The sequence below is a fragment of the Azospirillum sp. Marseille-Q6669 genome, from assembly GCF_965111635.1.
Window position 1 is genome coordinate 640718 of record NZ_CBCOOP010000004.1, and the last position, 27000, is coordinate 667717.

At 67.4% G+C, this 27000-nt stretch carries 26 protein-coding genes and 1 pseudogene; 16 read left to right on the plus strand and 11 right to left on the minus strand.

The window, feature by feature from the left end; all coding sequences use genetic code 11:
- Position 1 precedes the first annotated feature (1 nt).
- Both ACWPXE_RS24275 and ACWPXE_RS24280 read left to right on the plus strand, forming a co-directional pair.
- On the plus strand, positions 2 to 2200 hold the full coding sequence (locus ACWPXE_RS24275; RefSeq protein WP_454020058.1) for a molybdopterin cofactor-binding domain-containing protein: 2199 nt from the start codon (positions 2 to 4) through the stop codon (positions 2198 to 2200).
- A gap of 2 nt (positions 2201 to 2202) precedes the next feature.
- Entirely contained in the window at positions 2203 to 2841 is a 639-nt protein-coding gene (locus ACWPXE_RS24280; protein ID WP_454019875.1) for a hypothetical protein, read from the plus strand.
- 147 nt (positions 2842 to 2988) lie between these two features.
- On the opposite strand, the gene ACWPXE_RS24285 is transcribed toward ACWPXE_RS24280, so the two are convergent.
- On the minus strand, positions 2989 to 3594 hold the full coding sequence (locus tag ACWPXE_RS24285; protein WP_454019876.1) for an FMN-dependent NADH-azoreductase: 606 nt from the start codon (positions 3592 to 3594) through the stop codon (positions 2989 to 2991).
- A 116-nt stretch (positions 3595 to 3710) separates the two neighbouring features.
- Here ACWPXE_RS24285 and ACWPXE_RS24290 point away from each other — a divergent pair, with 116 nt between their 5' ends.
- Positions 3711 to 4649, plus strand: coding sequence for a LysR family transcriptional regulator (locus ACWPXE_RS24290; protein ID WP_454019877.1), 939 nt, complete (start codon positions 3711 to 3713; stop codon positions 4647 to 4649).
- 36 nt (positions 4650 to 4685) lie between these two features.
- Here the strand turns inward: ACWPXE_RS24290 and ACWPXE_RS24295 are convergent, their stop codons facing one another.
- The 7 genes from ACWPXE_RS24295 to ACWPXE_RS24325 all read right to left on the minus strand — a co-directional run bounded on the left by ACWPXE_RS24295 (position 4686) and on the right by ACWPXE_RS24325 (position 10997).
- On the minus strand, positions 4686 to 5219 hold the full coding sequence (locus tag ACWPXE_RS24295) for a nuclear transport factor 2 family protein (protein WP_454019878.1): 534 nt from the start codon (positions 5217 to 5219) through the stop codon (positions 4686 to 4688).
- A 127-nt stretch (positions 5220 to 5346) separates the two neighbouring features.
- Complete coding sequence (locus tag ACWPXE_RS24300) at positions 5347 to 5766, minus strand: hypothetical protein (protein ID WP_454019879.1); 420 nt, start codon at positions 5764 to 5766, stop codon at positions 5347 to 5349.
- 223 nt (positions 5767 to 5989) lie between these two features.
- The gene (locus ACWPXE_RS24305; protein ID WP_454019880.1) at positions 5990 to 6868 is read right to left on the minus strand and encodes a LysR family transcriptional regulator; all 879 of its coding nucleotides are present in this window, start codon (positions 6866 to 6868) and stop codon (positions 5990 to 5992) included.
- 81 nt (positions 6869 to 6949) lie between these two features.
- Positions 6950 to 7357 (minus strand): PaaI family thioesterase, encoded by a 408-nt coding sequence (locus ACWPXE_RS24310; protein ID WP_454019881.1) that lies wholly within the window; start codon positions 7355 to 7357, stop codon positions 6950 to 6952.
- A gap of 22 nt (positions 7358 to 7379) precedes the next feature.
- Positions 7380 to 8816, minus strand: a complete 1437-nt coding sequence (locus ACWPXE_RS24315; protein ID WP_454019882.1) for an aldehyde dehydrogenase family protein — start codon at positions 8814 to 8816, stop codon at positions 7380 to 7382.
- 29 nt (positions 8817 to 8845) lie between these two features.
- Complete coding sequence (locus tag ACWPXE_RS24320; RefSeq protein ID WP_454019883.1) at positions 8846 to 10060, minus strand: CaiB/BaiF CoA transferase family protein; 1215 nt, start codon at positions 10058 to 10060, stop codon at positions 8846 to 8848.
- A 46-nt stretch (positions 10061 to 10106) separates the two neighbouring features.
- Positions 10107 to 10997, minus strand: coding sequence for an NAD(P)-dependent oxidoreductase (locus tag ACWPXE_RS24325; protein WP_454019884.1), 891 nt, complete (start codon positions 10995 to 10997; stop codon positions 10107 to 10109).
- A gap of 292 nt (positions 10998 to 11289) precedes the next feature.
- Here ACWPXE_RS24325 and ACWPXE_RS24330 point away from each other — a divergent pair, with 292 nt between their 5' ends.
- A complete protein-coding gene (locus ACWPXE_RS24330; RefSeq protein ID WP_454019885.1) occupies positions 11290 to 12663 on the plus strand; it encodes an MFS transporter in 1374 nt (457 codons plus the stop codon).
- Positions 12664 to 12732: 69 nt separating this feature from the next.
- Here ACWPXE_RS24330 and gcvA read toward each other — a convergent pair whose 3' ends face one another.
- Entirely contained in the window at positions 12733 to 13617 is an 885-nt protein-coding gene (gene gcvA / locus ACWPXE_RS24335; protein ID WP_454019886.1) for a transcriptional regulator GcvA, read from the minus strand.
- 261 nt (positions 13618 to 13878) lie between these two features.
- Here gcvA and ACWPXE_RS24340 point away from each other — a divergent pair, with 261 nt between their 5' ends.
- From ACWPXE_RS24340 to ACWPXE_RS24365, 6 genes and pseudogenes are all read left to right on the plus strand, one after another.
- Entirely contained in the window at positions 13879 to 14715 is an 837-nt protein-coding gene (locus ACWPXE_RS24340; RefSeq protein ID WP_059399760.1) for an oxidoreductase, read from the plus strand.
- Positions 14716 to 14948: 233 nt separating this feature from the next.
- Positions 14949 to 15353 (plus strand): Zn-ribbon domain-containing OB-fold protein, encoded by a 405-nt coding sequence (locus ACWPXE_RS24345; protein ID WP_454019887.1) that lies wholly within the window; start codon positions 14949 to 14951, stop codon positions 15351 to 15353.
- A complete protein-coding gene (locus ACWPXE_RS24350) occupies positions 15350 to 16501 on the plus strand; it encodes a thiolase family protein (RefSeq protein ID WP_454019888.1) in 1152 nt (383 codons plus the stop codon). Before ACWPXE_RS24345 ends, ACWPXE_RS24350 begins: the two co-directional genes overlap by 4 nt.
- Before the next feature lie 3 nt (positions 16502 to 16504).
- A complete protein-coding gene (locus tag ACWPXE_RS24355) occupies positions 16505 to 17257 on the plus strand; it encodes an SDR family oxidoreductase (protein ID WP_454019889.1) in 753 nt (250 codons plus the stop codon).
- 14 nt (positions 17258 to 17271) lie between these two features.
- The gene (locus tag ACWPXE_RS24360; protein ID WP_454019890.1) at positions 17272 to 18075 is read left to right on the plus strand and encodes an enoyl-CoA hydratase/isomerase family protein; all 804 of its coding nucleotides are present in this window, start codon (positions 17272 to 17274) and stop codon (positions 18073 to 18075) included.
- A 107-nt stretch (positions 18076 to 18182) separates the two neighbouring features.
- A pseudogene (locus tag ACWPXE_RS24365) lies at positions 18183 to 18524 on the plus strand (IS6 family transposase); the annotation flags it as partial.
- Between the two features lie 32 nt (positions 18525 to 18556).
- Here the strand turns inward: ACWPXE_RS24365 and ACWPXE_RS24370 are convergent.
- Positions 18557 to 19615 carry an IS630 family transposase gene (locus ACWPXE_RS24370; RefSeq protein ID WP_454018128.1) on the minus strand — a complete coding sequence of 353 codons (1059 nt, stop codon included), beginning with the start codon at positions 19613 to 19615 and terminating at the stop codon, positions 18557 to 18559.
- Positions 19616 to 19718: 103 nt separating this feature from the next.
- Here ACWPXE_RS24370 and ACWPXE_RS24375 point away from each other — a divergent pair, with 103 nt between their 5' ends.
- The 6 genes from ACWPXE_RS24375 (at position 19719) to ACWPXE_RS24400 (ending at position 24698) form a co-directional block, all read left to right on the plus strand.
- Positions 19719 to 19901 (plus strand): hypothetical protein, encoded by a 183-nt coding sequence (locus ACWPXE_RS24375; protein ID WP_454019891.1) that lies wholly within the window; start codon positions 19719 to 19721, stop codon positions 19899 to 19901.
- Positions 19902 to 20177: 276 nt separating this feature from the next.
- Complete coding sequence (locus ACWPXE_RS24380) at positions 20178 to 20399, plus strand: hypothetical protein (RefSeq protein ID WP_454019892.1); 222 nt, start codon at positions 20178 to 20180, stop codon at positions 20397 to 20399.
- 53 nt (positions 20400 to 20452) lie between these two features.
- A complete protein-coding gene (locus tag ACWPXE_RS24385) occupies positions 20453 to 21070 on the plus strand; it encodes a cysteine dioxygenase (RefSeq protein WP_454019893.1) in 618 nt (205 codons plus the stop codon).
- 19 nt (positions 21071 to 21089) lie between these two features.
- Positions 21090 to 22694 carry a rhodanese-like domain-containing protein gene (locus ACWPXE_RS24390; protein ID WP_454019894.1) on the plus strand — a complete coding sequence of 535 codons (1605 nt, stop codon included), beginning with the start codon at positions 21090 to 21092 and terminating at the stop codon, positions 22692 to 22694.
- Between the two features lie 23 nt (positions 22695 to 22717).
- On the plus strand, positions 22718 to 23761 hold the full coding sequence (locus ACWPXE_RS24395; RefSeq protein ID WP_454019895.1) for an ABC transporter substrate-binding protein: 1044 nt from the start codon (positions 22718 to 22720) through the stop codon (positions 23759 to 23761).
- Positions 23762 to 23771: 10 nt separating this feature from the next.
- Positions 23772 to 24698, plus strand: coding sequence for a TauD/TfdA dioxygenase family protein (locus tag ACWPXE_RS24400; RefSeq protein ID WP_454019896.1), 927 nt, complete (start codon positions 23772 to 23774; stop codon positions 24696 to 24698).
- Here ACWPXE_RS24400 and ACWPXE_RS24405 read toward each other — a convergent pair.
- On the minus strand, positions 24667 to 26997 hold the full coding sequence (locus ACWPXE_RS24405) for a tetratricopeptide repeat protein (protein ID WP_454019897.1): 2331 nt from the start codon (positions 26995 to 26997) through the stop codon (positions 24667 to 24669). The genes ACWPXE_RS24400 and ACWPXE_RS24405 overlap by 32 nt on opposite strands.
- Between the last annotated feature and the right edge of the window lie 3 nt (positions 26998 to 27000).

Sequence of the window (27000 nt, forward strand, 5' to 3'; positions counted from 1 at the left end):
CATGGCTAACCGGAACACACTGTCCTCGCCTCCCGCCAGCCCGCTTTCCCGCCGGGGCTTCCTCATCTCTGCCGCCTCTGTGGGGGGCGCCCTGGTGATCGGGCTGTGCCCCGCCGGGGTCGCCGCACAAAATGAAGGTGGAACAGCGGCCGAAGCGGCGACGGTTGGCAATGCTACCCTCACTCCCTTCATCCGCATTCCGCCAGCCGGGGCGATCGAGGTGATCGTGCCATCGGCCGAAATGGGGCAAGGTGTCTACGCTGCGATCGGTACGCTGATCGCCGAGGAGTTGGAGGTGCCGCTGGACCAGATCCGGGCCGTGCCGGCGCCGGCCGACCCGGCGCGCTACGCCCACCCTTTGCTTGGCGACCAGATCACCGGTGGTTCGGTCACCATCCGCGGTTTCTGGACACCCATGCGCCAGGCCGGGGCAGCGGCACGGACGATGCTGGTCGCTGCGGCGGCGCGGCAATGGGGCGTGTCCGCTGACTCCTGCAAGGCCGAAGCCGGGGTCGTGCGGCACCCCGAGAGTGGACGCAGCGCTCCCTACGGCACACTGGCCGCCGCCGCCGCGCGGGAACCGCTTCCGGAAACCGTGATGCTCAAGCCGGCCTCGGCCTTCACCCTGATCGGCAAAGCGCTGCCCCGCATCGACTCGCCGGAGAAGGTGGACGGAACCGCCCGTTTCGGGCTCGACGCCCACCCACCGGGGGTCAAGTTCGCGGCTTTGGCCATCTGCCCGACCTTTGGGGGCACGCTGAAGGCGGTGGACGACAGTGCGGCGCTCGCCGTCAAGGGGGTCCGGCAGGTGGTCCGACTGAGCGATGCCGTCGCCGTGGTCGCCGACCACACCGGAGCGGCCCGCAAGGGGCTGGCGGCGCTGCGCATCACCTGGGATGCCGGGCCGAACGGCGGCCTGACCACCGAGGAATTGGAGCGGCGCGCCGACGCCGCCATGGCGGGGGCGGCTCTGGTCGCCCATGAGGCCGGCGACGTGGCCGCGGCGGAGGCGGCACAGGCCCGCGGCCTTGACACCCTGTACCGGCTGCCCATCCTCGCCCATTCGGCGATGGAGCCGATGAACTGCACCGTGCATGTGCGCAAAGACTCCTGCGACGTCTGGGTTGGGACCCAAGTGGCCGGGCGGGCCCGCCAAGCGGCGGCGGCGGTCACTGGCCTGCCTGTGGAGAAGGTGGTGGTCCACAATCACCTGCTTGGCGGCGGCTTCGGCCGGCGCCTCGATTATGACGGTATCACCCTGGCGACCCGCGTGGCCCAGCAGGTCGACAGGCCCGTGCAGGTGGTGTGGAGCCGTGAGGAGGACATCCGTCACGACTCCTTCCGCTATCTGAACCTCAGTCGGCTGCACCTCACGCTCGGCCCCGATGGGCTGCCGGTGTCGTGGCGCCACCGCGTCGTCGGACCGGCGATCATGGCGCGCTTCTTGCCGGCCTTCTTCAAGGACGGCATCGATCTCGACATCGTTGGCGGCGCCGAGGGACCCTATGATATCCCCAACAAGCGCGTCGAGTACGTCCGCCACGAAGCGCCGGAGGGCATGTTGACCGGCAACTGGCGCGGCGTCGGCCCGACCCGCAACGCCCCAGCCATCGAATGCGGCATCGACGAGGCGGCCCATCTTGCCGGCCAGGACCCTGTGATCTATCGGCGGCGCCTGCTCACCGGAACACCGCGGTTGCGCGCGGTGCTCGACCTTGCCGCGGAGCGGGCCGGGTGGGGAACGCCGCTCGAACCGGGGCGTGGACGCGGCGTAGCGGTAATCGCTGATTTCGGAAGCTTCGCCGCCCTGGTCGCCGACGTTCAGGTGACACCGGGCGGCACCGTCCGGATCGACCGCATGGTCTGCGCCGTCGATTGTGGGCAGGTCATCAATCCGGTGATCCTCAAGCAGCAGGTGGAGAGCGGGATCGTCTACGGCCTGAGCGCGGTGCTCTATGGCCGTCTGACCGTGGCCGACGGCGCCATCGTCGAGGGCAATTTCGATGACTCGCCAGTTCTGCGCATCAACGAGTGCCCCCGGATCGACGTCCATATCGTGCCGAGCACCGAGGCACCGGGCGGCGTCGGCGAACTGGGCACGCCGCCCGTAGCCCCGGCGGTGATGAACGCGATCTTCGCGGCGACCGGACAAAGGCTCCGCAATTTGCCGATCGACAGCAGCCGGCTGAGGAGGGCATGACCATGCGACGTATTGCCCGTCTCATCCTTCCCGCCGTGACCGTGAGCGCCCTGGCCCTGGCCGCTGCCATCGGCACCGCCCGAGCGGATACCACCGATCTCGGGCGCGGCCTGAAAAGCCCCGCCGAGATCGTCCCGACCGGAGATCCCGCGTCCCGCTCGCGCGCGCTCTTCACCGAAGCGGCCAAGGTTCTCACTGATCCCCGCTGCATGAACTGCCACCCGGCCGACCGCCAGCCGACCCAGGGCGATGCGATGCGCCCGCACGCTCCGTTCATGCAGGCCGGGGAGTCCGGGTTCGGTCAGCCCGGATTGAACTGCAACTCCTGCCACCGGACGGAGAACACCACCCTGGTCGGCAGCCGCATCGGCTCCGTTCCTGGCGCCACGCCATGGCTTTTGGCGCCGGCCAGCATGGCGTGGCAGGGGCTGACCCTCGGCGGGATCTGCCAGCAGTTGAAGGACCCGGCCCGCAACGGCGGCCGCAGTCTTGCCCAGATCCACACGCACTTGGCCGAGGATCATCTCGTCGCCTGGGCTTGGCATCCCGGCGAAGGCCGCCGTCCGGCACCGGGCACGCAGGCCGCCTTCGGCGCGTTGATCGCCGCCTGGATCGAGACCGGCGCCGAGTGCCCGCCCTGATCCGGTTCGCTGCAGGGATGCCGGCTCAGTACCGCTCGAACAGACGCAGGCGGAGGGCGACCACTGTCGCGGTGGTCAGCAGTGTACCGTCGAAGCCCGCCACAGCCGCCCGCCGGTCCAACCCTTCTGGCGCCGCGTTGGCGCTTGCTATACGGTCTGCACGATCCGCGCCCGCGCGGCACCGATGGCCAGTTCGTGAGCTTCCGCCCCCAAAGCCAGCCGTTCCGCGCGGATGAATGTGACGTCGGTGATGCCCATGAACCCAAGCAAGGCTCGAAGATGCGGCTCCTGTGCGTCCATCGCCTGCGCCGGGCCTTCGCTGTACAGACCACCCCGGCTCTCGATGACGATTGCCCGCTTTTCCTTGAGCAGCCCCGCCGCGCCGCTGGCGGAATACTGGAACGTGACGCCGGCGCGCAGCACATGGTCGAACCATGATTTCAGGGTCGACGGAATGCCGAAGTTGTACATCGGAGCACCGATGATCACCGTATTGGCCGCTTTGAGTTCGGCAACGAGATTGTCCGAAAGAGCGCGGGCTTCCGCCTGATCGGCGTTGGCCGGATCACCGCCCCGCAGCGCGACGGCGGCATCAATGGTCAGGTGGGGAAGCGGATTGCGGCCAAGATCCCGGGCAATGACGTGAAGATCGGGTTCCTGCAAGCGTAGACGTGCAACGACCTCTTCGACGAGGCGGTTCGAAACGGACGCTTCGCCAAGGACGCTGCTGGTAAGGACGAGAACTGTGGACATGGATTTGGACCTCTTGAGCCATCCGACGATGGCGACCGGTCCAAGTTAGCGGTTCACCTGGCGGGCCAGAATGGCCTTAAATGCGCCCAGACTGTTGCCTGATTGGGAACACCGGCATGCCAGAGTTCGCGGACCTGAAGAGCTTCGTCGAGATCGTCGACAGTGGCGGCTTCAACCGGGCGGCGCATCGTCTGGGCATTTCAAAGTCGATCCTCAGCCGGCGGATGGCGCGGCTCGAAGCCGAACTTGGAACACGCCTTCTCAGCCGCACCACGCGTGGCATCAGCCCGACCGATGCCGGTCTCGAGTTCAAAGCGCGGTGCGAGCGGATTCTGGCGGATTTGGAGGACGCGCGTGACTCCGTCGCTCAACGAGGGGGTGGGATGATCGGGCGGTTGCGCCTTTCCGTGCCCGCGGCTTTCGTCCATCACATGGCTCCAGTCCTGGCGGACTTGGCCCGGCTCCACCCCAGGCTCGCCATGGATGTGTCCTACAGCGACCGGATTGCCGACCTGATTGGCGAGCGTTTCGATGCCGCGGTCCGCATTGGCACGCTGCGCGATTCCAGCCTCGTGGCGCGCCGAATCGCGCCGGTCCGAGCCGTGCTGGTCGCCAGCCCGGAGTATATCGGGCGACACGGCCGACCGGACGCGCCGGCTGACCTTACCACCTATGAATGTCTGATCTACAGCGGCGCGGTACAGACGGAGTGGCGGTTCCGCTCCGGTAAAAAATGGCTGTCGGTTCGCCCAGAAGGGCGCCTACGGACCGACAGCGGGGATGCCATCGTGCAGTGGGCGATTGCGGGGCTTGGGATCGCCGCCGTTCCGTTGTTCCTCGTGTCAGAGTTCATCGCGAGCGGAAGGCTCGAAGCGCTCCTTCTCGATTACGACATGCCAGAACATGGTCTCTACGTTTTGCGACCTCCCGGCCCCCATGTTTTGGGAAAGGTCCGGATATTGATCGATACGCTTGTCGCGCGCTTCGGCGGCGAACACGCCTCATGCGTCGGTTCGCCGTCTCCGCAGGAGGAACGTCCGCCACGCGGCAATTGATGCGCCTGCCGCGCGGTGGGCAGGACAACTGCTCTGCTACTGCGTCGGCGTCACGCGCTGCCAGAAATCGTTGAACGCGATGCTGTCGAAGAACGCGGTCGCTTTGATGATCCGGTCGTTCCGCAGCGTAAGGAACCACGCGTAACTGTTGCGATACGGCTGGCCATCGCGGGCCGTTCCTTCCGCATCGAAATGCACGATCACCGTGTTGCCGTCAGCATAGAGATTCCGGATTTCCGGAACGAAACGGCTGGCCATGCGGGCACCGAAGGGCCGGATCACGTTGCTGAGGAAGTCCTCTCGGCCCGTGTAGGTGCGCGCAACCAGGGATGCACCGACGATGGTCCAGTCGGCGTTCTCGTCAAGCAGGTCGTAGGGGCTTCCCGTACCGTCCCGCCATGCCTCGAAGCCTTTGGTAACCGTCGCCCGATTACGCACCTCCACGCTGTCGGGCGTCTGCTCCGCCGCAACCGCCGGAACCGAAAGGGCGCTTCCGAACGCCAGCGGCACGCACAACGCTAAGGGAGCAAGGGTCCATTTCCTTTTCCGTTGCCGCGTTTGCACGGTCACGCCTCCTTCAGAAAATGATTGATCCGAGCGTTGGCAGAGCAGCGTGCAACACGCTGAGCGCTTTGGGCCGTGAAGCGTTGTTGCGTAATGTTAAGAGGTGTTCAGTGCCGAGGTGGGAACAGGCGTTTCATCGTTGCGATGCTGTTGCCGGCTGTCGTACCTCTCCGCCCCCCGTCGGAGCGATGCCCTTACCGGTTCCTCGTGCTGCCGACAAAACTGCCGACCGCAGTTTGTCGAGGCCGAACGGCATTTCGAGAATCGGCACCTTGTCTTGCATCAGCCAATCTGACGTAAGAAAATGTGCCGCCAAGCCGATGGCGCCGATCGGGTGCCGACGCAACAGGCTTTCGATCTCGTTCAAATCGCTCACCAAGTCGATGTTGAACAGAACAACGTCGGGTGTGGCCTCGCTCAGCGCCGCGGCCAACTCGGTGCGCGTGGAAACCGCTTCGCACCCTCCCACACCCCACTGCTCAAGCATCAGGCGGAGGCCCGACGCAATGGCAGGATTGGCATCGGCAATCAAGACTCTGACTTCGCTTAGCATGGGCATTGTCATTCCGCCTGCTGAGTCGGAATTACGCCAAATCTCTTGCTGCAAGAACCCACGCAGTCGAGCCGGCGTCTGTTCCGCGATTGATACGGCACGCTGTGCCTGAAAGCGGTTGTACGCCGTTCATGCCGGAGTCATAATCCGGAGATTTGTTCTTTCCTTGATGAGCTGGATTCAGCAGTGGTGATTGTTGCGATACCCCCGTCGGACCGGGGGATCAAGCTTTGATCGCCTCGATCAGAGCGCGCATCGCCGCCGATACATGGCGCCGGTTGGGATAGTACAGGTAAAGCCAATCCTCCGGTGCGCACCAATCATCCAGACATTGGACCAATCGACCCGCCTCAATATAAGGGCGCGCGTAGCCTTCCCAGACATAGCCCAGGCACACCCCGCCCAACACAGCCTCGATCATCAGTTCGTTGTCGTCGAGCGCCAGCGGCCCGCTCGGCTCGAAGACAAAGCGCTCACCATCCTTTTCAAATTCCCAAGGATAGAAGATGCCGCTCGGGTACACATTCTGGATGCAGGTGTGCTGCCGCAGATCCTGCGGCAACTGCGGGAGGGGACGAGTTTCAAAATACTCGGGTGATCCCACGACGACGAGGCGCAGGCGCGGTCGCAGCTTTACACCGACCATGTCCTGCGAAATCGTTCCGCCCAGCCGGATTCCCGCGTCGAACCCGTCGTTGACGATGTCCACCATCCGGTCCGTCGCAATGACTTCGAGACGGAGCGCGGGATTGTTCCGAATCAGGGGGCCGATGACCTTGCCGAGGACGAATCGTCCGATGGAGTGCGGCACGTTGATGCGCACCGTTCCGAAGGGCGCATCGCGAAACTGGTTGAGGCTGTCTACGGCATCACGGATCTCCAGAAACGCCGGAGCCAGCCGCGCGTTCAGGAGATCGCCTGCGTCGGTCAACGACACGCTGCGCGTCGTGCGGTTCAGCAAGCGGACCCCGACGCGTTCCTCCAAGCTCGTCACCGCATGGCTGATCGCCGATGCGGTGACTCCGCGCTCCAGGCCGGCAAGCCGGAAATTCCGTGTCTTGGCCACGGAGACGAAGGCTGCCAGCTCGGACAGTTCGGACACGCGCATTCCCAAATCCGTTCATCAGCGTCATGACCACCCCGACTCTAGCCGAGGCAGGTGGCCGACACCACGGATCAGAGATCAACGCGGCGCCCTCCGCTTGAAGCTTCCCTGCGCCGTCGCGACGACCGAACCGTCGCCGGCATGGACCACTCCGTTTGCGAAATAGATGCGCCTTCCGCCCCCCGTGACCGTCCCGACGGCGCGCAAGCGACCACCCTCCACACGCGCCAGATAGTTCACCATCAAGGACAGCGTCACAGCTTGACCCTCGCCCACACCCTCGGCCACGCCGGTCCCGTCATGGAGGCCGGCATAGCCGCAGGCGGCATCAAGCATGGTCGCAAGAACTCCTCCTTGCAGGATGCCCTGTCGGTTGGTGTGGCGATGATCGACCACAAGGTCGAACTCGGCCATGCCCGGCTCCCACCGCGAGAGCGTGAGGCCGATCATGGTGAGGAATGCATTGTTGTGATGATCGAGATTCATGACGCCTTCCAAAATCCGCCACCTACAGCGTGATGATGACCGACTTCAGCTGGGTGTAGTGCGACAGGGCGTCGATGCCCTGCTCACGCCCATAGCCGCTGTGCTTGAAGCCGCCGCAGGGCGTCTGGACGAAGCCGCCGCTGTAGTCGTTGACGACGATGCGTCCGGCTTCGAGCCGTGCGGCAACGCGGTGGACGCGCCCGACATTCCGGCTCCAAATTCCTGCGGCCAGCCCGAAGTCGGACTCGTTCGCAATGCGCACCGCGTCGCCCTCGTCCTTGAACGGAATGACGCACACCACCGGGCCGAAGATCTCCTCGCGCGCGACGGTCATGTCATTGGTGACGCCGGTATAGACCGTGGGTTCGATGTACCACCCGCCGCCCAGGCGGGGATCGTCGGCCACGCGGCCACCGATGGCGGGCGTCAGCCCGTCGCGCGCCGCGGCCTCGAAGTAGCTCTGGATCTTCAGGAACTGCGCGTGGGTGGTGATGGGACCGGACGTCGCGCCATGCTCGGGACCGACGCGCAGTTCGGCCACGGCCGTCAGCAGCTTGTCCACGAAGCGGTCATGGATGCTCTCCTGCACCAGAAGGCGCGTGCCCGCCGCGCACCACTGCCCGCTGTTCCAGGTGAAGGCGCGCGTCGAGCCGATGGCCGCGGCATCGAGGTCGGCGTCGTCGAAGACGATGTTCGCCGACTTGCCGCCGAGTTCGAGCGTGAGCGGAAGAACGCGGTCCGCCGCGATGCGGCCGAGTTCCTGGCCGACGCGCACGCTGCCCGTGAAGGAGATCTTGCGCACCTCCGGATGGTTGGCCATCGCCGGGCCGATCACGCTGCCCTTACCCACGATCACGTTGAGCACGCCGGGCGGCAGCCCGCCTTCCTCGACCGCGATGCGGGCCAACTCGACCAGCGAACCCGACGTGTGTTCGGACGGCTTGGCGGCGACCGTGTTGCCCGTCGCCAGTGCCGGCGCGATCGCCCGTGCCGCCTGATGAAGCGGGGCGTTCCAGGGCAGGATCACGCCGATCACGCCGAACGGATCGCGGCGGGTGTAGACGTGATGTCCGGGCCCGACATTGATCACCTCGCCGTCCATCACGTTGACGATGCCGCCGTAGAACTCGAAATACTGGGCGGTCAGGTCGATGAGCTGGGCCATCTCGATGCCCGGCTTGCCGGTCTCGCGGGATTCGATGGCGCCGAGCCGCTCTTCGTTGCGGCGGATTGCGCGCGCGGTCTCGACCAGGATGCGGCCGCGTTCGGACGGTCGCGTGTCGCGCCACCCGGCCAGTGCGTCCGACGCCGCAGCGACGGCCCGGTCGAGATCCTCGGGCGTGCTGTCGGCGACCCGCTGCATCCGGGCGCCGGTGCGCGGATCGAACTTGTCGAGATAGGCCCCCTTCAGCGGTGGCGCGGAGCGTCCCGCAATGTGGCTGTCGACGGTCGCAAGCATGGCTTCTGTCCTCCCGTAATCTGGTCTTGTCATGGGGCCGTCCGCGGGTGCCGGGAGCCGATCACCTTGCGGTCGAGCAGTTCCGCGATGGCGCCGCGGGAAAATCCGAACGACGCGAGGATGTCGGCGGAATGCTCGCCGAGCGCGGGGGCGGGGGCGTGCGGCACCGCGTTGGACTCGCGACTGTTGATCGGGAAGCCGGGAACCTGGATCGTTCCCAAGGCAGGATGGCTCATCCCGGCGATCATGGCGTTGGCCGCCACCTGCGGATGCCCGACAAGGTCTGTGTAGTCGGCCACCCGTGTGCACATGACGTCCACCTTGCGCAAGACGGCCAGCCAGTGTTCGCTCGGCTGCGCTTTGAAGAGTGGCCCGAGCGTGTCGCGCATCGCCTCCCGATTGGCGACCCGCGTTGCGGAGGTTTCGAACCTCTGGTCGTGGATCAAGTCGACGCGCCCCAGCACCTCGCACAGCCGGTCCCAGCGACCGCCATTGTAGGCCGCGACCATGATCCATCCGTCAGCGGTCTCAAACGCCTCGTTGGGGGCCGAATAGGGCGCGGCGCTGCCCTGGCGCTTCGGCAGCACACCGTCCGCCAAGTAGCCGGCAATGGAGGGCTGCTGGAGTGCCAGGGCGGCGTTCAGCAGGTTGATGTCGAGCTGGCCGCCCTTGCCGTCGCGCCGGCGCTCCATCATCTTGGCCAGGATGCCGAGCGCCGCGACGTAGCCGGTGAACACGTCGACCACCGGCGCCTGGACCTTGCACGGTTCGCTCGCGGGCGTTCCGATGATGCTCATCAGGCCGCTGTCGGCCTGGATGATCCCATCGACACCAGGGCGCTCGGCGTAGGGACCGTCCTGCCCATAGGCCGAGATCGACGCGTAGACGAGACCGGGGTTGTGCGCCGAAAGCACGTCGTAGCCGAGGCCGATGCGCTGCATCACGCCGGGCCGCATGCTTTCGACCAGCACGTCCGCCGTCCGAGCAAGGGTCCGGGCGACCTCGACTCCCTGCGGGGTCTTGAGGTCGAGCGACAGCCCCAGTTTGTTGCGGTTGAAGGCGTGGTACAGCGCGCTGTCGTCCCCGATCCAGGCTGGGCCGAGTTGGCGGCCGAGTTCGCCTTGCGGCGGCTCGACCTTGATGACGCGGGCGCCCATGTCGGCCAGGAGCATCGTGCAGGTCGGACCCGCACCGATGTGCGTGAAATCGAGGACGGTCAGGCCGTCGAGAGCATGACGCATCATGGCGTGACTCCATTCATTCGGGGAACGGCGGCGGCCGCCTCTGGCGTCAGGAACGGGCGATCTCCGCTCCAGCGGCGCGCTCCAGCTCCTTCACGACGACCGTCATGTCGTCCTGTCCGCCGCCATGGGCGTGGGCCAATTCGTAGAGTTGCTTGGCGAGCGCGCAGACCGGCATCGGCGCGCCGACGGCCTCCGCCTCGGCCACGCACAGCCGCAGATCCTTGCGCATGAGTTCGAGCCGGAAGCCGAAGTCGAAACGCCGGTCGAGGACGCGGTCCGCGAGGATGCTCTCCGTGACGAAGCTGCGCGCCGTGCTGGCGTTGAGCATGTCGAGGATGGCGTCGGCGGACAGGCCGAAGCGGACCCCGAACAGGATCGCCTCGCTGGCCGCGACGAGATTGGCGCCCACGATCATGTTGTTGATCAGCTTCAGCGCCTGCCCCTGGCCGACGCCCGTGCCGACATGGACGACGTGGCGGCCGAAGCTGCGAAAGACGGGGGCGAGCGCCTCGTAGGCCCAGGTCTCGCCGGACACCATGACGGACAGCGTGCCGGCCTGCGCCCCGGACACGCCACCGGCCAGCGGTGCGTCCAGGGCCGTGATCCCACAGCCCGCGAGCCGGTCCGCGATCTCGCGGGCGGCGCTTGGCCCCGTCGTCGAGTGGTCCACGCAGATCCGGACCTTGCTCCCCTCGATCACGCCGCTGGGGCCGAGCACGACCTGCCGGACGATGTCCGGTGTCGGAAGGCAGACCAGCACCGCCTCCGCCGCATGGCCGACCGCCGCCGCCGACGGGCAGACCGTCGTGCCGAGCGCCGCCGCGGCATCGAGGGCGGCGGGGTTGGTGTCGAAGACGTGCAGGTCCTGGCCGGCCTTCGCGAGATGGCGCACCATTGGGGCGCCCATCGCGCCAAGCCCGATGAAACCGATCGCCATGCCTTCCTCCCGTCTGTTGAAGCGACCGCCGGGTCGCCTTGAATTGCCGACCACGCTGCGGCACGACGGTTCGCCGGGCAAATGAGTTTCCAGCCGCGGTCCGTTGACCTGAACTCAACGACATGGGGCGCAACGGATAAGAGAAAGCGCCCGGGTCGACAGCCTCTGTTGACCTGAGGTCAACAGCACCTTGCGAAAAGCTCGCTTATTGTTTGATGACCGAACATTCACCCTTTCCCCATCGGCGCGGCTGGTCGCCGCATCGTCAGCAACGCTTGGGGAGGAAAAGGAAATGGAACGGTTGGAGGCGGCGCGTGCGCCGAATTCCGCAGCGATCTTCGCGTCATCGGACAATCCGTTATCGGACAATCCGTCATCGGACGACGCCGTCGTCCGGCGGCTGACCGCCGCTCAGAAGAAGGCGATCATCGCCGCAACAGCGGGCACGATTGTCGAATACACGGACTGGGTGATCTATGCGATTTTCGCGTCGATCCTCGCGAACAAGTTCTTTCCGGCGGGCAACTCCTTCACCGCCCTTCTTTCGGTTTTCGCCATCTTCGCGGTCGGCTTCATCATGAGGCCGGTCGGCGGCGCGGTCCTCGGCGCCTTTGCTGACCGCCACGGCCGCAAGAAGGGCCTGACCCTGTCCATCCTGCTCATGTCGGGCGCGTCCTTCGTGATCGGCGTCTGCCCGACCTACGACCAGATTGGTCTGGCCGCCCCGATCATCCTCGTGCTGGCGCGCCTGACGCAGGGATTCTCGGCTGGCGGGGAATTCGGCTCCGCCTCCACCTTCCTGATCGAATCCGCGCCCGCGGACCGCCGGGCCTTCGCCGGGTCCTGGCAATGGTTCGCCATCAACGCGGGCACGCTGATCTCCTTCGTGCTCGCCTTCTCCTTCACGGTCATCGGGAGCGATGGGGGGCTGTCGTCCTGGGGATGGCGCGCCGCCTTCATCATCGCTGGGCTGCTGGGCCTGGTCACGTTGTGGATTCGGCTCTCCGTCGGTGAGACCGAGGTCTTCAAGAAGCGGGCGGCCACGGAGGGCGTCCAACGGCACCCGATGATCGACGTGTTCCGCAAGCATCCGCGCGACGCCCTCCGCGTCATCGGCATCGCCATGGCCGGCAATCTGCTCAACTACGTGTGGATGGTGAATTACCCGAGCCACGCGCACCTCGTCACCGGCCTGCCGATGAGCCAGACGCTCCTGGCCGGCATCGTTTCGGTCACCGTGTCGCTCGTCCTGATCCCCTTCGTCGGCATGCTTGCCGACCGGATCGGGCGGCGCCCGGTCCTGATCGCCTTCGCCTTCAGCTCCGCCCTCTACGCTTGGCCGAGCCTCGCGCTGCTCTCCCCGGCCACCAGCTTTCCCGAACTGGTGGCGATCCAGACGGTCGCCATGGTGCTCATGACCGGCTTCGCCGGGGCCGGGGCCGTCACGATGGCCGAGCAATTTCCGACCGAAGTGCGGGTCACCGGCATCGCGCTGCCCTATGCCCTGTCCGTCACGCTGTTCGGCGGAACCGCGCCCTACCTGATCACGGCCATGGGCGGCTGGGGATACGGCCACCTCGTGTGGATTTACCTCGCGGCCATCAGTGTGATCGGCGGGATCGTCTACACGCTCATGCCGGAAACCAAGGGCAAGCCGCTGCCCTGATCGGTTCTCTCCCCGAGGGGCGGCTGGCGGATGCCCGTCAGCCGCCCTTTCGCATGTCTTGGCCGACGCCTACGTCCGGGTTTGCGCCAGAAGCCACTCCCGGAACCGGCGGAAAGCCGGGTTGCGCATCCGGTTGCGGGGATAGATGAAGTAATAGGTGAACTCTCCGCGGTCGAGCGGCGGTCCGAAGGGCTGCACCAGACGGCGGGCACGCAGATCCTCGGCGAATAGCGCCTTCTGCGCGATCATGACGCCCTGGCCTTCCAGGGCCGCCTGATAGGCGAGCGTGGAACTCGCGTATTTCGGCCCGGCATAGGGATCGATGCCCTCGGCGCCCGCCGCTTCCAACCAGTAGCGCCAGTCGTCGAGCCGCACCAGCGAGTGAAGCAGCGTCTGACCCGTAAGGTCGCCGACCTTTTTCAAACCCGCGCGCCGCCGCAGGGCGGGGCTGCACAACGGGACCAGTTCGTTCGCGATGAGCCGGTCCACCTCGACGCCAGGCCAGTTGCCGTCCCCCAGCCGGATGGCGCCGTCGAGGTTTTCCCGGTCGAAATCCACCGCCTCCACGGAGGTCGTGAGGCGCACCTCGGTGGTCCTGTTGTCCGCATGGAACGACGATAGGCGTGGAATCAGCCATTTGACCGCGAAAGTCGTGTAGGCGCGGATTCGGACGACCTCGATGGTCGTCTGGCCGGTGAGCTTCCGGGTGGCCTCGCGGATGCCGTCGAAATGCAGCGTGATCGCCGCCAGATACTGCTCCCCTTCGGGCGTCAGGACGATTTCCCGCGGCTCCCGGCGGAAGAGCGGCGTGCCGAGATGGCTTTCCAGGCTCTGCACCTGACGGCTCACCGCACCCGGCGTGACGGACAGTTCATCCGCAGCCTTGCGGATGCTCCTGAGCCGGCCGGCGGCTTCGAAGGCGCGCAACGGGTTGAGTGGGGGAAGCCGATCCATGGCATTAGGATTGATCCGCTGTTGCGCTTTGGTCAACGGTAAATTCGGACCCGTTCGCGGCGCTCCACCCCCTCCATTGCTGAACGCCGTGCAACAGCCTGTGAAAAAGGCGGCGGATTGTTCGGGTCGGCGCCGGGGCGTAGCTTTTCCTCACCACGCCGGACCGGCGGGGCCAGGAGAAACGGACGGGCTTTCATCCCCGGCCGCTCCGTCACAAAGACCACCCTTCGTTCCATTGTTCCTGAGAAGAGGAGACGCTCCATGCGTGTGTGGTTCATCACGGGTGCTTCCCGCGGTTTCGGTTCGCTCATCGCTGCCGAAGCCCTCGCCGCCGGCGATGCGGTCGTCGCGACCGCCCGCAACCCGAAGGCGGTCACCGAGCGGATCGGCGATCATCCCAACCTGCTCCCCGTGGCGCTCGACGTGACGGACGAGGCTCAAGCCCAGGCCGCAGCCGCGGCGGCTGTGGAACGCTTCGGTCGGATCGACGTGCTGGTCAACAACGCCGGTTACGGCCTGCTCGGCGCGGTCGAGGAGTCGAGCGGTCCCGAAGTCGAGAAGATCTTCGCGACCAACGTCTTCGGCCTTCTCGCCGTGACCCGGGCCGTGCTGCCGCACATGCGGCGCCAGCGTTCGGGTCATGTCATCAACATCTCGTCCATCGGCGGCTACGGGGCCTTCGTCGGCTGGGGCGTCTACGGTTCCACCAAGTTTGCGGTGGAAGGCATCACCGAGGCGCTCGCCGCCGAACTCGCCCCCCTCGGCGTCAAGGCGACCGTCGTGGAGCCGGGCTTCTTCCGCACCGATTTCCTGGACGGGCAATCGCTGGCGGTGAGCGCTGAGATCGCCGACTACGCCGAGACGGTGGGAGCCATGCGCCGTTTCGCGGCGGATGCCAACCACGCCCAGCCCGGCGATCCCACCAAGTTCGCCAAGGCGATGCTCACGCTTGCTGGTGCCGAGAATCCGCCGGTGCGGCTGGCGGTGGGCAGCGACACGGTGGCCCACATCGAGCGCAAGAACGCGACGGTCGCAAGGGAACTCGATGCGTGGCGGGAGCTTTCGCTGTCGACCGACTTGCCGGCGACCGCCGGGTAACGCCTCCCGCATCGCAAGCGCATATCGTCTTCTGAACGAAGGACCGTGGCTGCCGGGTTTTCCCGGCAGCCACGGTCCTTTTCGTCGTTCCGCCCGCCTGTCGGCAACCAGCGTTCCTGTTGAGTTTCGCTCAACCATGCTTGCCGCATTGTCGTTCTGAATGCCGGGCTTTCCTCACCTATCCTCTCATCATCGCAGCGCTGCGCTGCGCATCCAAAGGAAGGGGAGGACCCATGGAAGGGCCGAACGGAGAGAACCCGCATCCGGAGCCGTCCTGGCTCGACCGGAGCAACGGCGCGCACCGGCTGGCCGCCTCACGCCACCGGGAAACGGGCCGCTGCGTGTTTCCGCGCGTGCCGGCCGCGTCGCCGGCCGCGCCGCGCTACGAGCCGGTGACCTTGTCGTCCCATGCCCGGCTCTACAGCCACACCATCATCCACCCCAACCCGAAGACCGGCCAGGCTCCGTTCGCTCTCGTCTATGCGGATTTTCCGGAAGAGGTCCGGGTTTTCGGCCGGCTGGACCTGCCGGAGGGTGTGCGCCCGTCCATCGGAGCGCGGCTGGAAGCCGTCATCGACGAGTCCGCGGACGGCAACGCCCGCTATGTGTTCGTTCCCGCAGAGGAGGCCGTTCCATGAGCCGCGACGTCTACATTGCCGGGGTCGCGATGACACCGTTCGGGCGTCATGACGCCCGATCCATGCAGGATCTGGCGCAGGCCGCCGTGCTGGGGGCGCTTGCCGACGCTGGTGCGGACCAGAATCGCATCCAGGCCTTCTACAACGCCAACGTCTATGGCGGCATGGTGCTGGGGCAGGTGCTGATGCGCGATCTCGGCATCACGGGGCCGGCGCTCTACAACGTGGAGAATGCCTGCGCCAGCGGCGCCACCGCCGTGCATCTCGCCTGTCAGGCGCTGCGCCTCGGCCTGTACGACACCGTGCTCGTCTGGGGCGTGGAACAGCTGACCCGGCTGGGTGGCGGCACCATCCCCCTCCAGCGCAACGACTACAAGACGGAGCTTTACGCGGCACAGGGCATGACGCTGCCCACGGTCTATGCCATGCGCGGCAGCCGCTATCTTCATGAGCGCCGGGAGACGCCGGAAATCCTCGCCCGCATCGCCGTGAAGAACCGCGTCCACGGCGCGCGCAACCCCTACGCCCAGCAGCGCAAGGAGGTCACGGTGGAGGAGGTGCTGAATTCCCGCCCCGTCGCGGAGCCGCTGACGCTGCTGCAATGCTGCCCGTCGCAGGTCGATGGGGCCGCCGCCCTCGTGCTGACGACGGTGAAGCCGGCATCCTCCCGGCGTCCAGTGCGTGTTCTCGGCTCCGCCGTCCAGTCCGGCCATCTCGAAGAGGGCTGCGACGACATCCTTGACGCGGAAATCACCGCCCGCACGGCGCGGCTCGCCTACGAGGAGGCTGGCGTCGGCCCGCGGGACGTCGGTGTCGTCGAGCTGCACGACGCCTTCACCATTGCCGAACTTCTCTATTACGAAGCGCTCGGCCTCTGCGAGAAGGGCGGGAGCGCCGATATGCTGCGGCGTGGGGACACCGCGCTCGGTGGCCGCGTTCCCGTCAATCCGAGCGGCGGCCTGCTCGCCAAGGGTCATCCGCTGGGCGCCACCGGCGTCGCGCAGATGGTGGAGATCGCTTGGCAGCTTCAGGGCCGTGCCGACGGGCGTCAGGTCGAAGGGGCCCGCATCGGTCTGACGCAATGCACCGGTGGCGGAATCGCCGGCGTCGACCATGCGGCGTCCTCTGTCCATATTCTGGGGGTGTAAGCCATGGAAGCGAGGGATATCGTCGTCGTCACGGGCGGAGCCCGTGGCATCGGCTTCGGCATCGCCCGCCTCATGGCGAGCAAGGGTTACGACGTCGCTCTGTTCGACCGTGACCGGGCGACACTGGACGAGGCGGCCGTCACACTGCGCGACAGCAGCGGTGCGCGGGCAGTCCCGGTCGCCGTGGACGTCACCAGCCGCATCGAGGTCGAAGAGGCCGTCGCCGCGGTCACGGCGGAGTTCGGCCGCATCGACGTGCTGGTCAACAACGCCGGCATCGTCCGTGACAAGCGGCTTTTTGCCATGGAGGAAGAGGATTGGGACGCCGTGGTGGCGACCAATCTCAAATCGCAGTTCCTCACCTGCAAGGCGGTCCTGCCCGGCATGGTCGAGCGCGGCTATGGCCGGATCATCAACATCTCCTCGCGCGCTTGGCTCGGCGGCTTCGGTCAGGCGAACTATTCGGCGGCCAAAGGCGGTGTGGTCAGCCTCACACGCAGCCTGGCGATCGAGTTCGCTGCAAAGGGTGTCACCGTAAACGCCGTCGCTCCGGGCATCGTCGACACGCCCTTGTTCCGCACGTTCAGGGAGGATGTGCAGGAGCGCTTGAAGACGAGCGTTCCCGTGCAGCGGATCGGCACACCGGAGGACATCGCCCAGGCGGTTCTGTTCTTCGCGGCGCGCACGAATTCCTACATCACTGGCCAGCTTCTCTACGTGTGCGGCGGCCGGTCGCTCTCAAGCCCCAGCGTCTGAAGGAGAGGTGCGCCATGACCATCACCAGCAACGTCGAGGATCGGATTGGCACAATCACGATCGACCGCGCCGAAAAGCTCAACGCCCTCGACCCGGAGCATCTGCGGGCGCTGCGGCGGCATCTGGCCGGCCTTTCGTCCGATCCGTCCGTGAACGTCATCGTGATCACCGGTGCGGGCGGTCGGGCCTTTTGTGTCGGCGCCGATCTCACTTCCGCTCCGGCCAGCGATGCGGGCGTCGCCGAGGCCTTTCCCCTGGATCTGGAACAGTCAGGCGAGAACGGGCTCTACATCCGCCTGTTCGACCTCTCCGGCCTGCAGATCCGTAAGCCGTTGATTGCAGCCGTCGACGGATACTGCCTTGGCGGAGGATTGGAACTGGCTCTGCAATGCGACCTCGTTGTCGCATCGGGCAAGGCATCTTTCGGTCTGCCCGAGGTGGCGGTGGCGAGCGTGCCCGGCGGAGGCGGAGCGACCAACCTGATGCGGGCCATCCCTCGCGCCGTCGCGATGCGGATGCTGCTGACCGGCGAGCGCATCGACGCGCAACGGGCGCTCGCCATCGGCCTCGTCAGCGACGTCTGGCCCGCGGAACGTTTTGCCGACGAGACCAATGCGCTCGCACGCCGTATCGCCGACAATGGCCCGCTGGCGGTTCAAATGATCAAGATGCTGGCCAGCCAAACCACGACGCTGCCAAGTCTTCAGGCGTTCCAACTGACGGAACTGGCCTGGAGCCTGCTGCGCGACACGGCTGACCGCCGCGAGGGGCGGCAGGCCTTTGCCGAAAAACGTAAGCCGATTTACATTGGCCGCTGATGGTTTGGGATGGTGCCGGAAACTTGTAATCTCTCCGGTTTCCGGTGGGCATCGTCACATAAACTGCGGGGCTGGCGAGCCGGAGGTGCGCCGGGCATGGTAGCGGGATGAGACGCGAGCCCGATCCCCACTACCGCCACCGCTTCCCAGCCGAGCTGATCGCGCACGCAGTTTGGCTGTACCACACGTTCCCGCTCAGCTTCCGCGATGTCGAACTGCTCCTGGCCGAGCGCGGTGTCGAGGTCTCCTACGAGACGGTTCGGCGCTGGTGTCGCAAGTTCGCCCAGACCTTTGCCAACCGGCTGCGCCGTCGGCGCCCACGGCCCGGCGATCGTTGGCACTTGGACGAAGTGTTCATCAGGATCAATGGAGTGCAGCACTATCTTTGGCGCGCCGTCGATCAGCACGGCTCGGTGCTCGATATCTTGGTGCAGAGCCGGCGTCATACCGATGGCGCATGAAGGCTTCCATTGCTTGGAATTCATGCGAATTGCGGCCACCAGTGGAACCATGTGGCGGCGCGGATACGGTCGGGATCATCGGCGAGACCGCAGCAGCGATCGGCGAGTGCTTGATCGAGGGCATCGAGATCCTCGAAGTAGGTGTTGGCGATCGTCTCGTTGGTCAGTGGCCAGAGATGCTCGGCGGGCTGCAATTCGGGGGAATACGGGGGTAAGAACTCCAGCGTGATGCCCTCCGGGATGTCCAGCGAGCCGGCGACATGCCAGCCCGCGCCATCGAGGACGATGAGCACCTGCTTGGTGGGCCCGGCCCCGACCTCGCGGGCAAAGGCGTCCAGGATAGCACCGAACATGGGCGCATCGAGGCCATCGACGAGAAACCAGATCACCTGTCCGGTGCTCGGCCGTACGAAGCCCGCGAGATACATCCACTCGAAGCGCTGGTGGCCGCGCGCCACCGGCCGGCGGCCGCGCGGCGCCCACACTCGGCGGAGCACCGGCTTCAGCCCGACGCGATGCTCATCCATCGCCCACACCTCCAAGGGTGTGTCCGGGTCTTCCTGCTGGAGGGCCTGCACACGGCGGCGGAACCGGGCCTTGAAGACCTCCTGGGCCAAGGGATCGGCTTCGGCATGGCGGGGGCGCGGTATTTGGCGGGTGAAGCCGAGCCGGCCCAGATAATCGGTGCCGCGCCGGGGTGAGACGAGCCGGCCAAGCATGCCGGCGATCCACTGGGCGACCGAGTGGCCCGTCCACAAACCGCGGCCGGGCGGCGGATCGGCCAGGCTAGTCCTCAGGCTTTGTCGCTGGTTTTCGTCGAGCAGCGGTCTGGCGCCGGGGTTGAACTGGCGCTGGTCACCCAGCCCCGCAACCCCGGCCTCGTTATAGCGTCCCACGATGACGCTGACCCAGCGCGGCGTGTACCCCGTCACCTCGGCCACGAACTGGGCCGAGCGCCCACTGGTCAGCAGCCAGATGATTTGCAGATGCGTCCGCTCCGTCGCATCCGTCGCGGCCTTGTACAGCCGATGCAACTCATCGGCGTCAAGGTGATGAACCAGGTGAACCTTGCTGCCCATGCCAAATCAGGTGGATCGGGCCAGCCTCAATGGAAGCCTTCACACGCCGTCGGTATTACGGCCATTCGACCTCCTCGTACGTCCAATCCAAGTTAACGTGACAATGCCATTGCCCGGCCTGTTCGTCGCGCTGTCGGGGGCCAAGGGCTTCATGACCGCTCCCGCGGCGGGGCGCCTGCTTGCCCACCTCGTCGACGGGCAGGCCGTTCCGGACTGGTTCGCCCGCCTGTCCCCGGCCCGCTTCGCCAGTGGCGAGGAGCTGGAGAAGGAGCCGGCGATTGTGTGAGGCGCCGTTGCACAGAGGAGGGGAGGGGCGTGCCGTCAGCCGGGGCAGACACCCGCCCCGTCTTCCCGCCCCATCTTCCTGAGATCGCGTTGCCCCGTTCACGTCGCTACCAGCGGAAAACCGCGCTCGGGGCAAAGCACACGCTTGACGCCGAGCTTAAAAACTATTTTCCTATATGGAATAAGAAAAATAACACCATTAACAACTGTTGTTTCTGGTGCGGCGACCGTCCGGCGACGCTCCCCCCTCCTCTCCCCTTTAAGCAGGAGACTAGGCATGAAGGCTTCGGATGACTTCCACTGGATGCTGATCGCGTCGCTCAGCCCGTCCTGCGCCTTGCCGTTGCCACTGCCGCCAGACCCTTCGGACGACGCGCCGGACCGGACGCTCACGCCGCACCGGACGCACGCGGAACAGCCGCCGCTCAGCCATTGGCTGGCCTTGGGGACCGGCGTCGTCCTGGCCGCCCTTCCGATTCTGGTGGCCGCGCTGGCCTGATCCGCAGCCACACCCGGCCTCGGCCGCACCCAATTCCCGGACGGACGACCACCATGACCGATCCCACCCTTCCCAACCTGTCCCGCCTGCGCGGCTTCATCGTCGCCTTCACCCGTCTGGTGGAGCGGCTGGGCGACGACGAGGCCGCCATCCTGGACGCGGGACGCGGTCTCCTGACCGGGCTGATCGCCGTGGACGATTGGCTGCCCGACGCCTTCGCGCAGCCCGATCCGGTCCATTACCGGCAGTACCTGCTGCATTGCGATCCCCATGAACGCTTCTCGGTCGTCAGCTTCGTCTGGGGGCCGGGGCAGCGCACGCCGATCCACGACCACACCGTCTGGGGCCTCGTCGGCGTGCTGCGCGGGGCGGAGCATTCCCAGCGTTACGAGTTGCAGGATGGCCCGCCGCTTGCCACCGCCGCCGACCTTCTGCCGGTCGGATCGGTGGAGGCGGTGTCGCCGCGCATCGGCGACGTCCACGCCATTTCCAACGCATTGTCCGACCGTCCGTCGATCAGCATCCACGTCTATGGTGGCAACATCGGCGCCATCCGGCGGTCGGTCTTCGATCCGCTGACCGGCGAGCGCAAGCCTTTCATCTCCGGCTACGCCAACAGCGCCCTGCCCAACCTGTGGGACCGCTCGAAGCCCGTTCCGCAAGCCGCATAACAGGTCCCGGAAAGCAACCATGCCCGACATCGCACCGCTCGCCACCCGCAAGCCGGCGGAGATCCGCCGCGACTGGATCGACCGCAGGGAGGTCGCCCTTCTCGACGCGCGGGAGGAGGGCCCTTATTCGCTGGCCCACCCGCTGTTCGCCGTGTCGGTGCCGCTCAGCCGGGTGGAATTGCTGGCCTACGATCTGCTGCCGCGGCGCGACGTGCCGATCACCGTCTACGACAACGGCGAGGCCTATGCCGAGCCGGCGGCGCGGCGGCTCCAGGCGCTGGGCTACCGCGACGTGACGCTGCTGGAGGGCGGGCTGGCCGGCTGGACCGCCGCCGGGTTCGAGGTCTACCGGGACGTTAACGTGCCAAGCAAGGCGTTCGGCGAGTGGGTGGAGCATCACCGCCACACCCCGTCGCTGTCCGCCGACGAAGTGAAGACGCTGATCGATAGCGGAGCCGATCTGGTCGTCCTCGACGCCCGGCGCTACGAGGAGTTCCAGACCATGGCGATCCCCGGCGGCATCAGCATGCCGGGGGCGGAGCTGGTCAAGCGCGTCCACGACATCGCGCCCGACCCGCGGACGCTGGTCATCGTCAACTGCGCCGGGCGCACCCGCTCGATCATCGGCACGCAGTCGCTGGTGAACGCCGGTATTCCCAACCGCGTGGCGGCGCTGCGCAACGGCACCATCGGCTGGACCCTGGCCGGGCTGGAGCTGGACCGCGGGCGCGACGGGCGCTTTCCGGCTGTGTCGCCGGAGGGCGACGCCAAGGGCCGCAAGGCCGCCCGCGCGGTGGCCGACCGGGCCGGCGTCGGGCGCATCGGCCCCGCCGCGCTGCACGCCTTCCGCGGCGATGAGCGGCGCACCCTGCACCGGTTCGACGTGCGCACGCCGGAGGAGTACGAGGCCGGCCATCTGCCGGGCTTTCGCCACGCGGCGGGCGGGCAACTCGTCCAGGCGACGGACGAGTATGTCGCGGTGCGCGGCGCCCGCATCGTGCTGGCCGACGACCCGGCGGGCGGCGGCGGCCCGCGCGCCGACATGACCGCCTCCTGGCTGGCGCAGCTCGGCTGGGAGGTGCATGTGCTGGAGGGTGACGTGGCGTCTCTGGGCATCGAGAGCGGCTCCGACCACCGCCGCCTGCCTCCCGTCCCTGACGCCGGGGCGGAGACGGTGGCGCCGCGCGACCTGCTGGCCCTGCTGGAGAACGGCGAGGCGGCGGTGATCGACATCGCCCGCAGCCCACGCTACCGCACCGGCCACATTCCGGGGGCGTATTTCTCGACCCGCGCGCGTCTGGGCGGGACCATCGCCCGCCTGCCGAAGGGCGTGCGCCCGGTGCTGACCTGCTGGGACGGCACGCTGACCCGCTACGCCGTCGCCGACTTCCCGCCCGGAGCGGTCCCGCTGCTGCTGGAGGGTGGCACGAAGGGCTGGGTGGCGGCCGGGCTGCCGCTCAGCACCGGGCTGGAGCGCTTGGGGTCGGAGCCGGACGACGTCTACAAGCGCCCCTACGAGGGCACCGACAACAGTGCCGCCGCCATGCAGGGCTACATCGACTGGGAGCTTGAGCTGGTGGACCAGCTGAAGCGCGACGGCGCTCACAATTTCCGCGTCATCTGACGAACTCCGCAACGGGACACGCCATGACCATTTCCACGCGCTTCTCCGCGCTGGGCCGCCGAGCGCTGCTCGGCTACGCGCTGCTGCTCGCTGTCGGCTTCACCGGCCTGACCCCGGCTCCCGCGAAGGCCGAGGCGACGGAGGTCCGCTTCGCCCGTAACCTCGGCCTCGGCTACCTGCCGCTCTACGTCATGGAGGACAAGGCGCTGGTGGAGAAACACGCCCGCGCCGCCGGGCTGGGCGCGGTGACGGTCCGCTACACCCCGCTCGGCAACCCGACGACGATCACCGAGGCCACCCTGTCCGGCAACGCCGACTTCGGGGCGGCGGGCGTGCCGGCCTTCATCATCGCCTGGGACAAAACGAAGGGGAACGCCAACCTGCGCGGGCTGGCCGCCCTGAACGCCCAGCCGGCCTATCTCAACACCAACCGGCCCGAGGTGAAGGGCCTGAGGGACTTCACCGAGACGGACCGCATCGTCGTGCCGTCGGTCCGCGCCTCCTATCAGGCCATCGTGCTCCAGATCGCCGCCGAGCAGGTCTTCGGCCCCGGCCAGCACGCGCGTCTGGACCCGCTGACCGTCTCGCTGGCCCATCCCGACGGCACCGCCGCCCTGCTGTCCGGCCGGACGGAGATCACCGCCCACTTCACCAGCCCGCCCTTCCAGGACCAGCAGCTTCGCGACCCGAAGATCCACAAGGTGCTGAGCAGCTACGACGTGCTGGGCGGGCCGGCGTCCTTCAGCGCGCTGTGGACCTCCGCCGCCTTCCACGAGGCCAACCCGCGGCTGACCAAGGCGGTGCTGGCGGCGCTGGAGGACGCGGTCGCCCTCATCAAGGCCGACCCCAGGGAGGCCGCCCGCGCCTACATCCGCATCGAAAAGTCCAAGCTGGGCGAGGAGGAGGTGGCGGCGATGATCGCCCATCCGGAGGTGTCCTACGACCTCGCTCCGCGCGGCATCGGCATCTTCACCGACTTCATGGCGCGCATCGGCTCGATCCGCAACCGGCCCGCCGACTGGCGCGACCTGTTCTTCGCCGACATCCACGACCGCACCGGAAGCTGAGGGCGTTTCCATGAGCCACCCCGCCTTCACCGCCCATCCGGTCTCCCCCACGCTGGGGGCCGAGATCCGTTGCATCGACCTGTCGCGGCCGCTGGACGGCGCCACCGCCGCCGCGCTGGCCCAGGCGCTGGACCGCCATCTGGTGCTGGTGTTCCGCGGCCAGACGCTGTCCGACGCCGACCTCGTCCGGGTGTCCGGCCATTTCGGGCCGCTCGACAAGGCGCCGATCACCGAGCATGGCCGGCTGCACGCGCCGGGCTTCGAGGAGGTCTACGTCATCTCCAACGTCACGGAGCGGGGCCGCCCCATCGGCGCGCTGGGGGCGGGGGAGTCGGTCTGGCACGCCGACATGACCTATCTGGAGATCCCGCCCTACGCCAGCAGCCTCTACGCGCTGGAGGTGCCGGAGGAGGGCGGGGACACCGGATTCATCAGCATGTTCGCCGCCTACGACGCGCTGCCGGAGAATCTGAAGCGGCGGGTCGGCGGGCTGTCGATCAAGCACGACAGCACGACCAACAGCGGCGGCTACCTGCGGCAGGGCTTTGCGCCTCCGACCGACCTCGCCACCTCGCCGGGCACCGTGCATCCGCTGGTCATCGCCCACCCGGTGACCGGGCGCAAGGCGCTGCTTTTGGGGCGCCGTCCGCACGCCTGCATCCCCGGCCTGCCGCCGGCGGAGAGCGAAGCGCTGCTCGACGCGGTGTGGGAGGCGGCGGTACGCCCGGAGCTGTCCTGGCACCACCAATGGCGGGTCGGCGATCTCGTGATGTGGGACAACCGCTGGACCATGCACCGCCGCGATCCCTTTCCCGAAGGCCAGCGCCGCCGCATGCACCGCACCCAGATCGCCATCCCCGCCCTTCCATGCCGGCAGGGCTTCGCCATGGGTGTCACGTTCGGGACTACCCCGTCAGAAAATGCTCCAGTCCGGTGATGGCCGCCCGGTCGCGATAGACGGTGGGAAGCGCGGCGGTCTGGCGCGCCGTGCGGATGCTCCGCGCCGTGGGGTCGCGCCCCAGGCGAATGGCGTCCTCGATGAAGTCGTCCGCGCTCATGGTGACGGCATCGGCCATGCCGAGGCGGTCCAGCAGGGCGGCGGCAAGCCGTCCGCGCATGAAGCGGCCACGCGCGGTCACCACCGGAAGCCTGGCCTCCACCGCCTGCAGGGCCGTGTTGAATCCGGAAAAGCCGATGCTGTCGAGATAGACGTCCATCACCCGCAACGTGGCGAGATACGCGTCATGGTCGAGTTGGTCAGCGAAGACGCAGTGTTCCCGGCTGTCGATCCCTTGCAAGGCGAAGGCCCGTTCCAGCCGGTTCTCCAAGCCGCGGCTGACGTTGTCCTGGCTGTGCCGGAAGAACAGGAACCGGCTGCCGGGGACGGCGGCGGCGATGGAAGGAAACACATGGTCGTGCTGGGGCAGGTATTTGAACAGGCTTTGGCTGCACAGGAACGCCGGAGCCCCGTCGGGCAGGCCGAACCGGCCGCGCGTGACCGACGCGAGGGGCCGCCGGGTGGGCTCCACGTGACAGCCCAGGTTGGGCAGCCGGACGAGGCGCTCGCTGTAAAAGGCGTCGCCGTCCGGCGGCTCCAGCAGGTCGCCCGACAGGTAATGGTCGAGCGTGGGAAGCCCCGTCGTGTCGGGATGTCCCCACGCCACGGCTTGCACCGGTGCGAGGCGTAGCGCCGCGAGCCGATAGGTCATGGGTTCCATGCCGACCTCGGGGAACAGCAGCGCGTCGGGCCGGTCGGCGGCGATGGTCTCCGCCCAGCGCTCCACGGCACCGAGTCCGCGCCGGAACACCGCGCAACGCGATGCGGCTAGGGCGGTGCTTGCATCCTCTTCCCCGGTGACGTGGTATCCCAGGAGGGTGAAGCGTTCCGGATCGAGCTGCGTGAGCCAGCCGGCCAGGATCGCCCGCCACACCGAATGGTCGTGGAAATAGGACGAGACGATCCCGACCCGCAGTCGCGTGCGGGCCGTCCGGAGGCGGCTGGATGCGTTGGACGCCTTTGGGATGGTCGGGGTGCGGTTTCCGAGGCGTGCCGCCATCAGACCGGCCATGATGCCGCCATGGGTCTCCTGCAAAGCCCGGTTGTCCATGCCCTGGTAAGCCAGCAGGAAGGGCAAATGCGCGCCCACGAGGTCGGAGGCGTTCCGCCGCGCCTCGGCCGGTGCGGTAGGGCCGATCAGCCGGTCGAGCGCGGCGAGGTGGCGTGCGTAGGCTTCCCGTCTGGACGCCAGTTCCGCCTCGTCGACGTAGACATGGCGAAGCTGCCCGATGCACAAGGCCAGCCGGCACCCGGCGTCATCCGGTGCGACCTCCACGCCCTGGGTCAGGAAGCCGGTGGCCGCGACGTCATCGCCTCGGCCGGCGTGGAGCACACCCAACGCGTACAGCAGTCCCGGATGGTTCGGCGCGGCGCGCAACCCGTGATCCAACACCCGCGCTCTGTCAGGAGGGCGATGTCCGGACGACGCGCTGCCGAGTCCGACATAGGCGTCGCCGTCGTCAGGCTGGCAGGCGATCGCCCGACGGAATGCCTCCGTCGCCGCTTCGGTGCGCCCGAGTTCGGCGAGCGCCGCGCCGAGATTGACCAGCATCATCGCGGAGCCGGGCGCGAGCCGCGCGGCGCGGCGAAAGGCGATGGTCGCCTGCTCCACGGCACCGACGGCGCGCAGGAGGTTGCCAAGGTTGTTGCAGGCCGCGCCATGGGTGGGGTCGAGCGCGATGAGACGGCGATAGGCCGCCGCCGCTTCCGTCGCCTCCCCCCGCGCCCGCAGCATCCGCGCGAGGGAGAAGCACAGGCCGCCATCCTCGGGCTTCAGGCTCAGGAATTGGCGGAGCACCGACACGGCCTCATCGGTCGGGAGGCCCTGGACCAGGATCGGGGCCAGTCCGGCGAGTGCATCCGGGTGGCCGGGGCGCAGCATCAGCGCCCGGCGGTGGAGCGCCGCCGCCTCGTCCGCACGGCCCAGCGCCATGGCCAGCTTGCCGAAGTTGGCGTGGAAGTCGGCGACGTCCGGAGCACTGGCGATGGCGTGGCGGATCCGCGCCATCGCCTCCAACGGGCGGCCCTCCTGCCCGTGGAGCACGCCCAACAGGTGCAGCGCGTGTGGCTGGTCCGGCTCGACGGCAAGGATACGTCCGTAAAGCTCCTTGGCTTCCGTCAATCCGCCCTGGAGATGATATTCGACCGCAAGTTCCAGCGCTTCCTGTAACGTCGCCATGGG

Bases quoted from the DNA above. Each gene is read 5' to 3' on its own strand.
- ACWPXE_RS24275 (WP_454020058.1), top strand. From the start codon at position 2: ATGGCTAACCGGAACACACTGTCCTCGCCTCCCGCCAGCCCGCTTTCC.
- ACWPXE_RS24280 (WP_454019875.1), top strand. From the start codon at position 2,203: ATGCGACGTATTGCCCGTCTCATCCTTCCCGCCGTGACCGTGAGCGCC.
- ACWPXE_RS24285 (WP_454019876.1), bottom strand. From the start codon at position 3,594: ATGTCCACAGTTCTCGTCCTTACCAGCAGCGTCCTTGGCGAAGCGTCC.
- ACWPXE_RS24290 (WP_454019877.1), top strand. From the start codon at position 3,711: ATGCCAGAGTTCGCGGACCTGAAGAGCTTCGTCGAGATCGTCGACAGT.
- ACWPXE_RS24300 (WP_454019879.1), bottom strand. From the start codon at position 5,766: ATGCTAAGCGAAGTCAGAGTCTTGATTGCCGATGCCAATCCTGCCATT.
- ACWPXE_RS24310 (WP_454019881.1), bottom strand. From the start codon at position 7,357: ATGAATCTCGATCATCACAACAATGCATTCCTCACCATGATCGGCCTC.
- ACWPXE_RS24315 (WP_454019882.1), bottom strand. From the start codon at position 8,816: ATGCTTGCGACCGTCGACAGCCACATTGCGGGACGCTCCGCGCCACCG.
- ACWPXE_RS24320 (WP_454019883.1), bottom strand. From the start codon at position 10,060: ATGATGCGTCATGCTCTCGACGGCCTGACCGTCCTCGATTTCACGCAC.
- ACWPXE_RS24325 (WP_454019884.1), bottom strand. From the start codon at position 10,997: ATGGCGATCGGTTTCATCGGGCTTGGCGCGATGGGCGCCCCAATGGTG.
- ACWPXE_RS24330 (WP_454019885.1), top strand. From the start codon at position 11,290: ATGGAACGGTTGGAGGCGGCGCGTGCGCCGAATTCCGCAGCGATCTTC.
- gcvA (WP_454019886.1), bottom strand. From the start codon at position 13,617: ATGGATCGGCTTCCCCCACTCAACCCGTTGCGCGCCTTCGAAGCCGCC.
- ACWPXE_RS24340 (WP_059399760.1), top strand. From the start codon at position 13,879: ATGCGTGTGTGGTTCATCACGGGTGCTTCCCGCGGTTTCGGTTCGCTC.
- ACWPXE_RS24345 (WP_454019887.1), top strand. From the start codon at position 14,949: ATGGAAGGGCCGAACGGAGAGAACCCGCATCCGGAGCCGTCCTGGCTC.
- ACWPXE_RS24350 (WP_454019888.1), top strand. From the start codon at position 15,350: ATGAGCCGCGACGTCTACATTGCCGGGGTCGCGATGACACCGTTCGGG.
- ACWPXE_RS24355 (WP_454019889.1), top strand. From the start codon at position 16,505: ATGGAAGCGAGGGATATCGTCGTCGTCACGGGCGGAGCCCGTGGCATC.
- ACWPXE_RS24360 (WP_454019890.1), top strand. From the start codon at position 17,272: ATGACCATCACCAGCAACGTCGAGGATCGGATTGGCACAATCACGATC.
- ACWPXE_RS24370 (WP_454018128.1), bottom strand. From the start codon at position 19,615: ATGGGCAGCAAGGTTCACCTGGTTCATCACCTTGACGCCGATGAGTTG.
- ACWPXE_RS24375 (WP_454019891.1), top strand. From the start codon at position 19,719: ATGCCATTGCCCGGCCTGTTCGTCGCGCTGTCGGGGGCCAAGGGCTTC.
- ACWPXE_RS24380 (WP_454019892.1), top strand. From the start codon at position 20,178: ATGAAGGCTTCGGATGACTTCCACTGGATGCTGATCGCGTCGCTCAGC.
- ACWPXE_RS24385 (WP_454019893.1), top strand. From the start codon at position 20,453: ATGACCGATCCCACCCTTCCCAACCTGTCCCGCCTGCGCGGCTTCATC.
- ACWPXE_RS24390 (WP_454019894.1), top strand. From the start codon at position 21,090: ATGCCCGACATCGCACCGCTCGCCACCCGCAAGCCGGCGGAGATCCGC.
- ACWPXE_RS24395 (WP_454019895.1), top strand. From the start codon at position 22,718: ATGACCATTTCCACGCGCTTCTCCGCGCTGGGCCGCCGAGCGCTGCTC.
- ACWPXE_RS24400 (WP_454019896.1), top strand. From the start codon at position 23,772: ATGAGCCACCCCGCCTTCACCGCCCATCCGGTCTCCCCCACGCTGGGG.
- ACWPXE_RS24405 (WP_454019897.1), bottom strand. From the start codon at position 26,997: ATGGCGACGTTACAGGAAGCGCTGGAACTTGCGGTCGAATATCATCTC.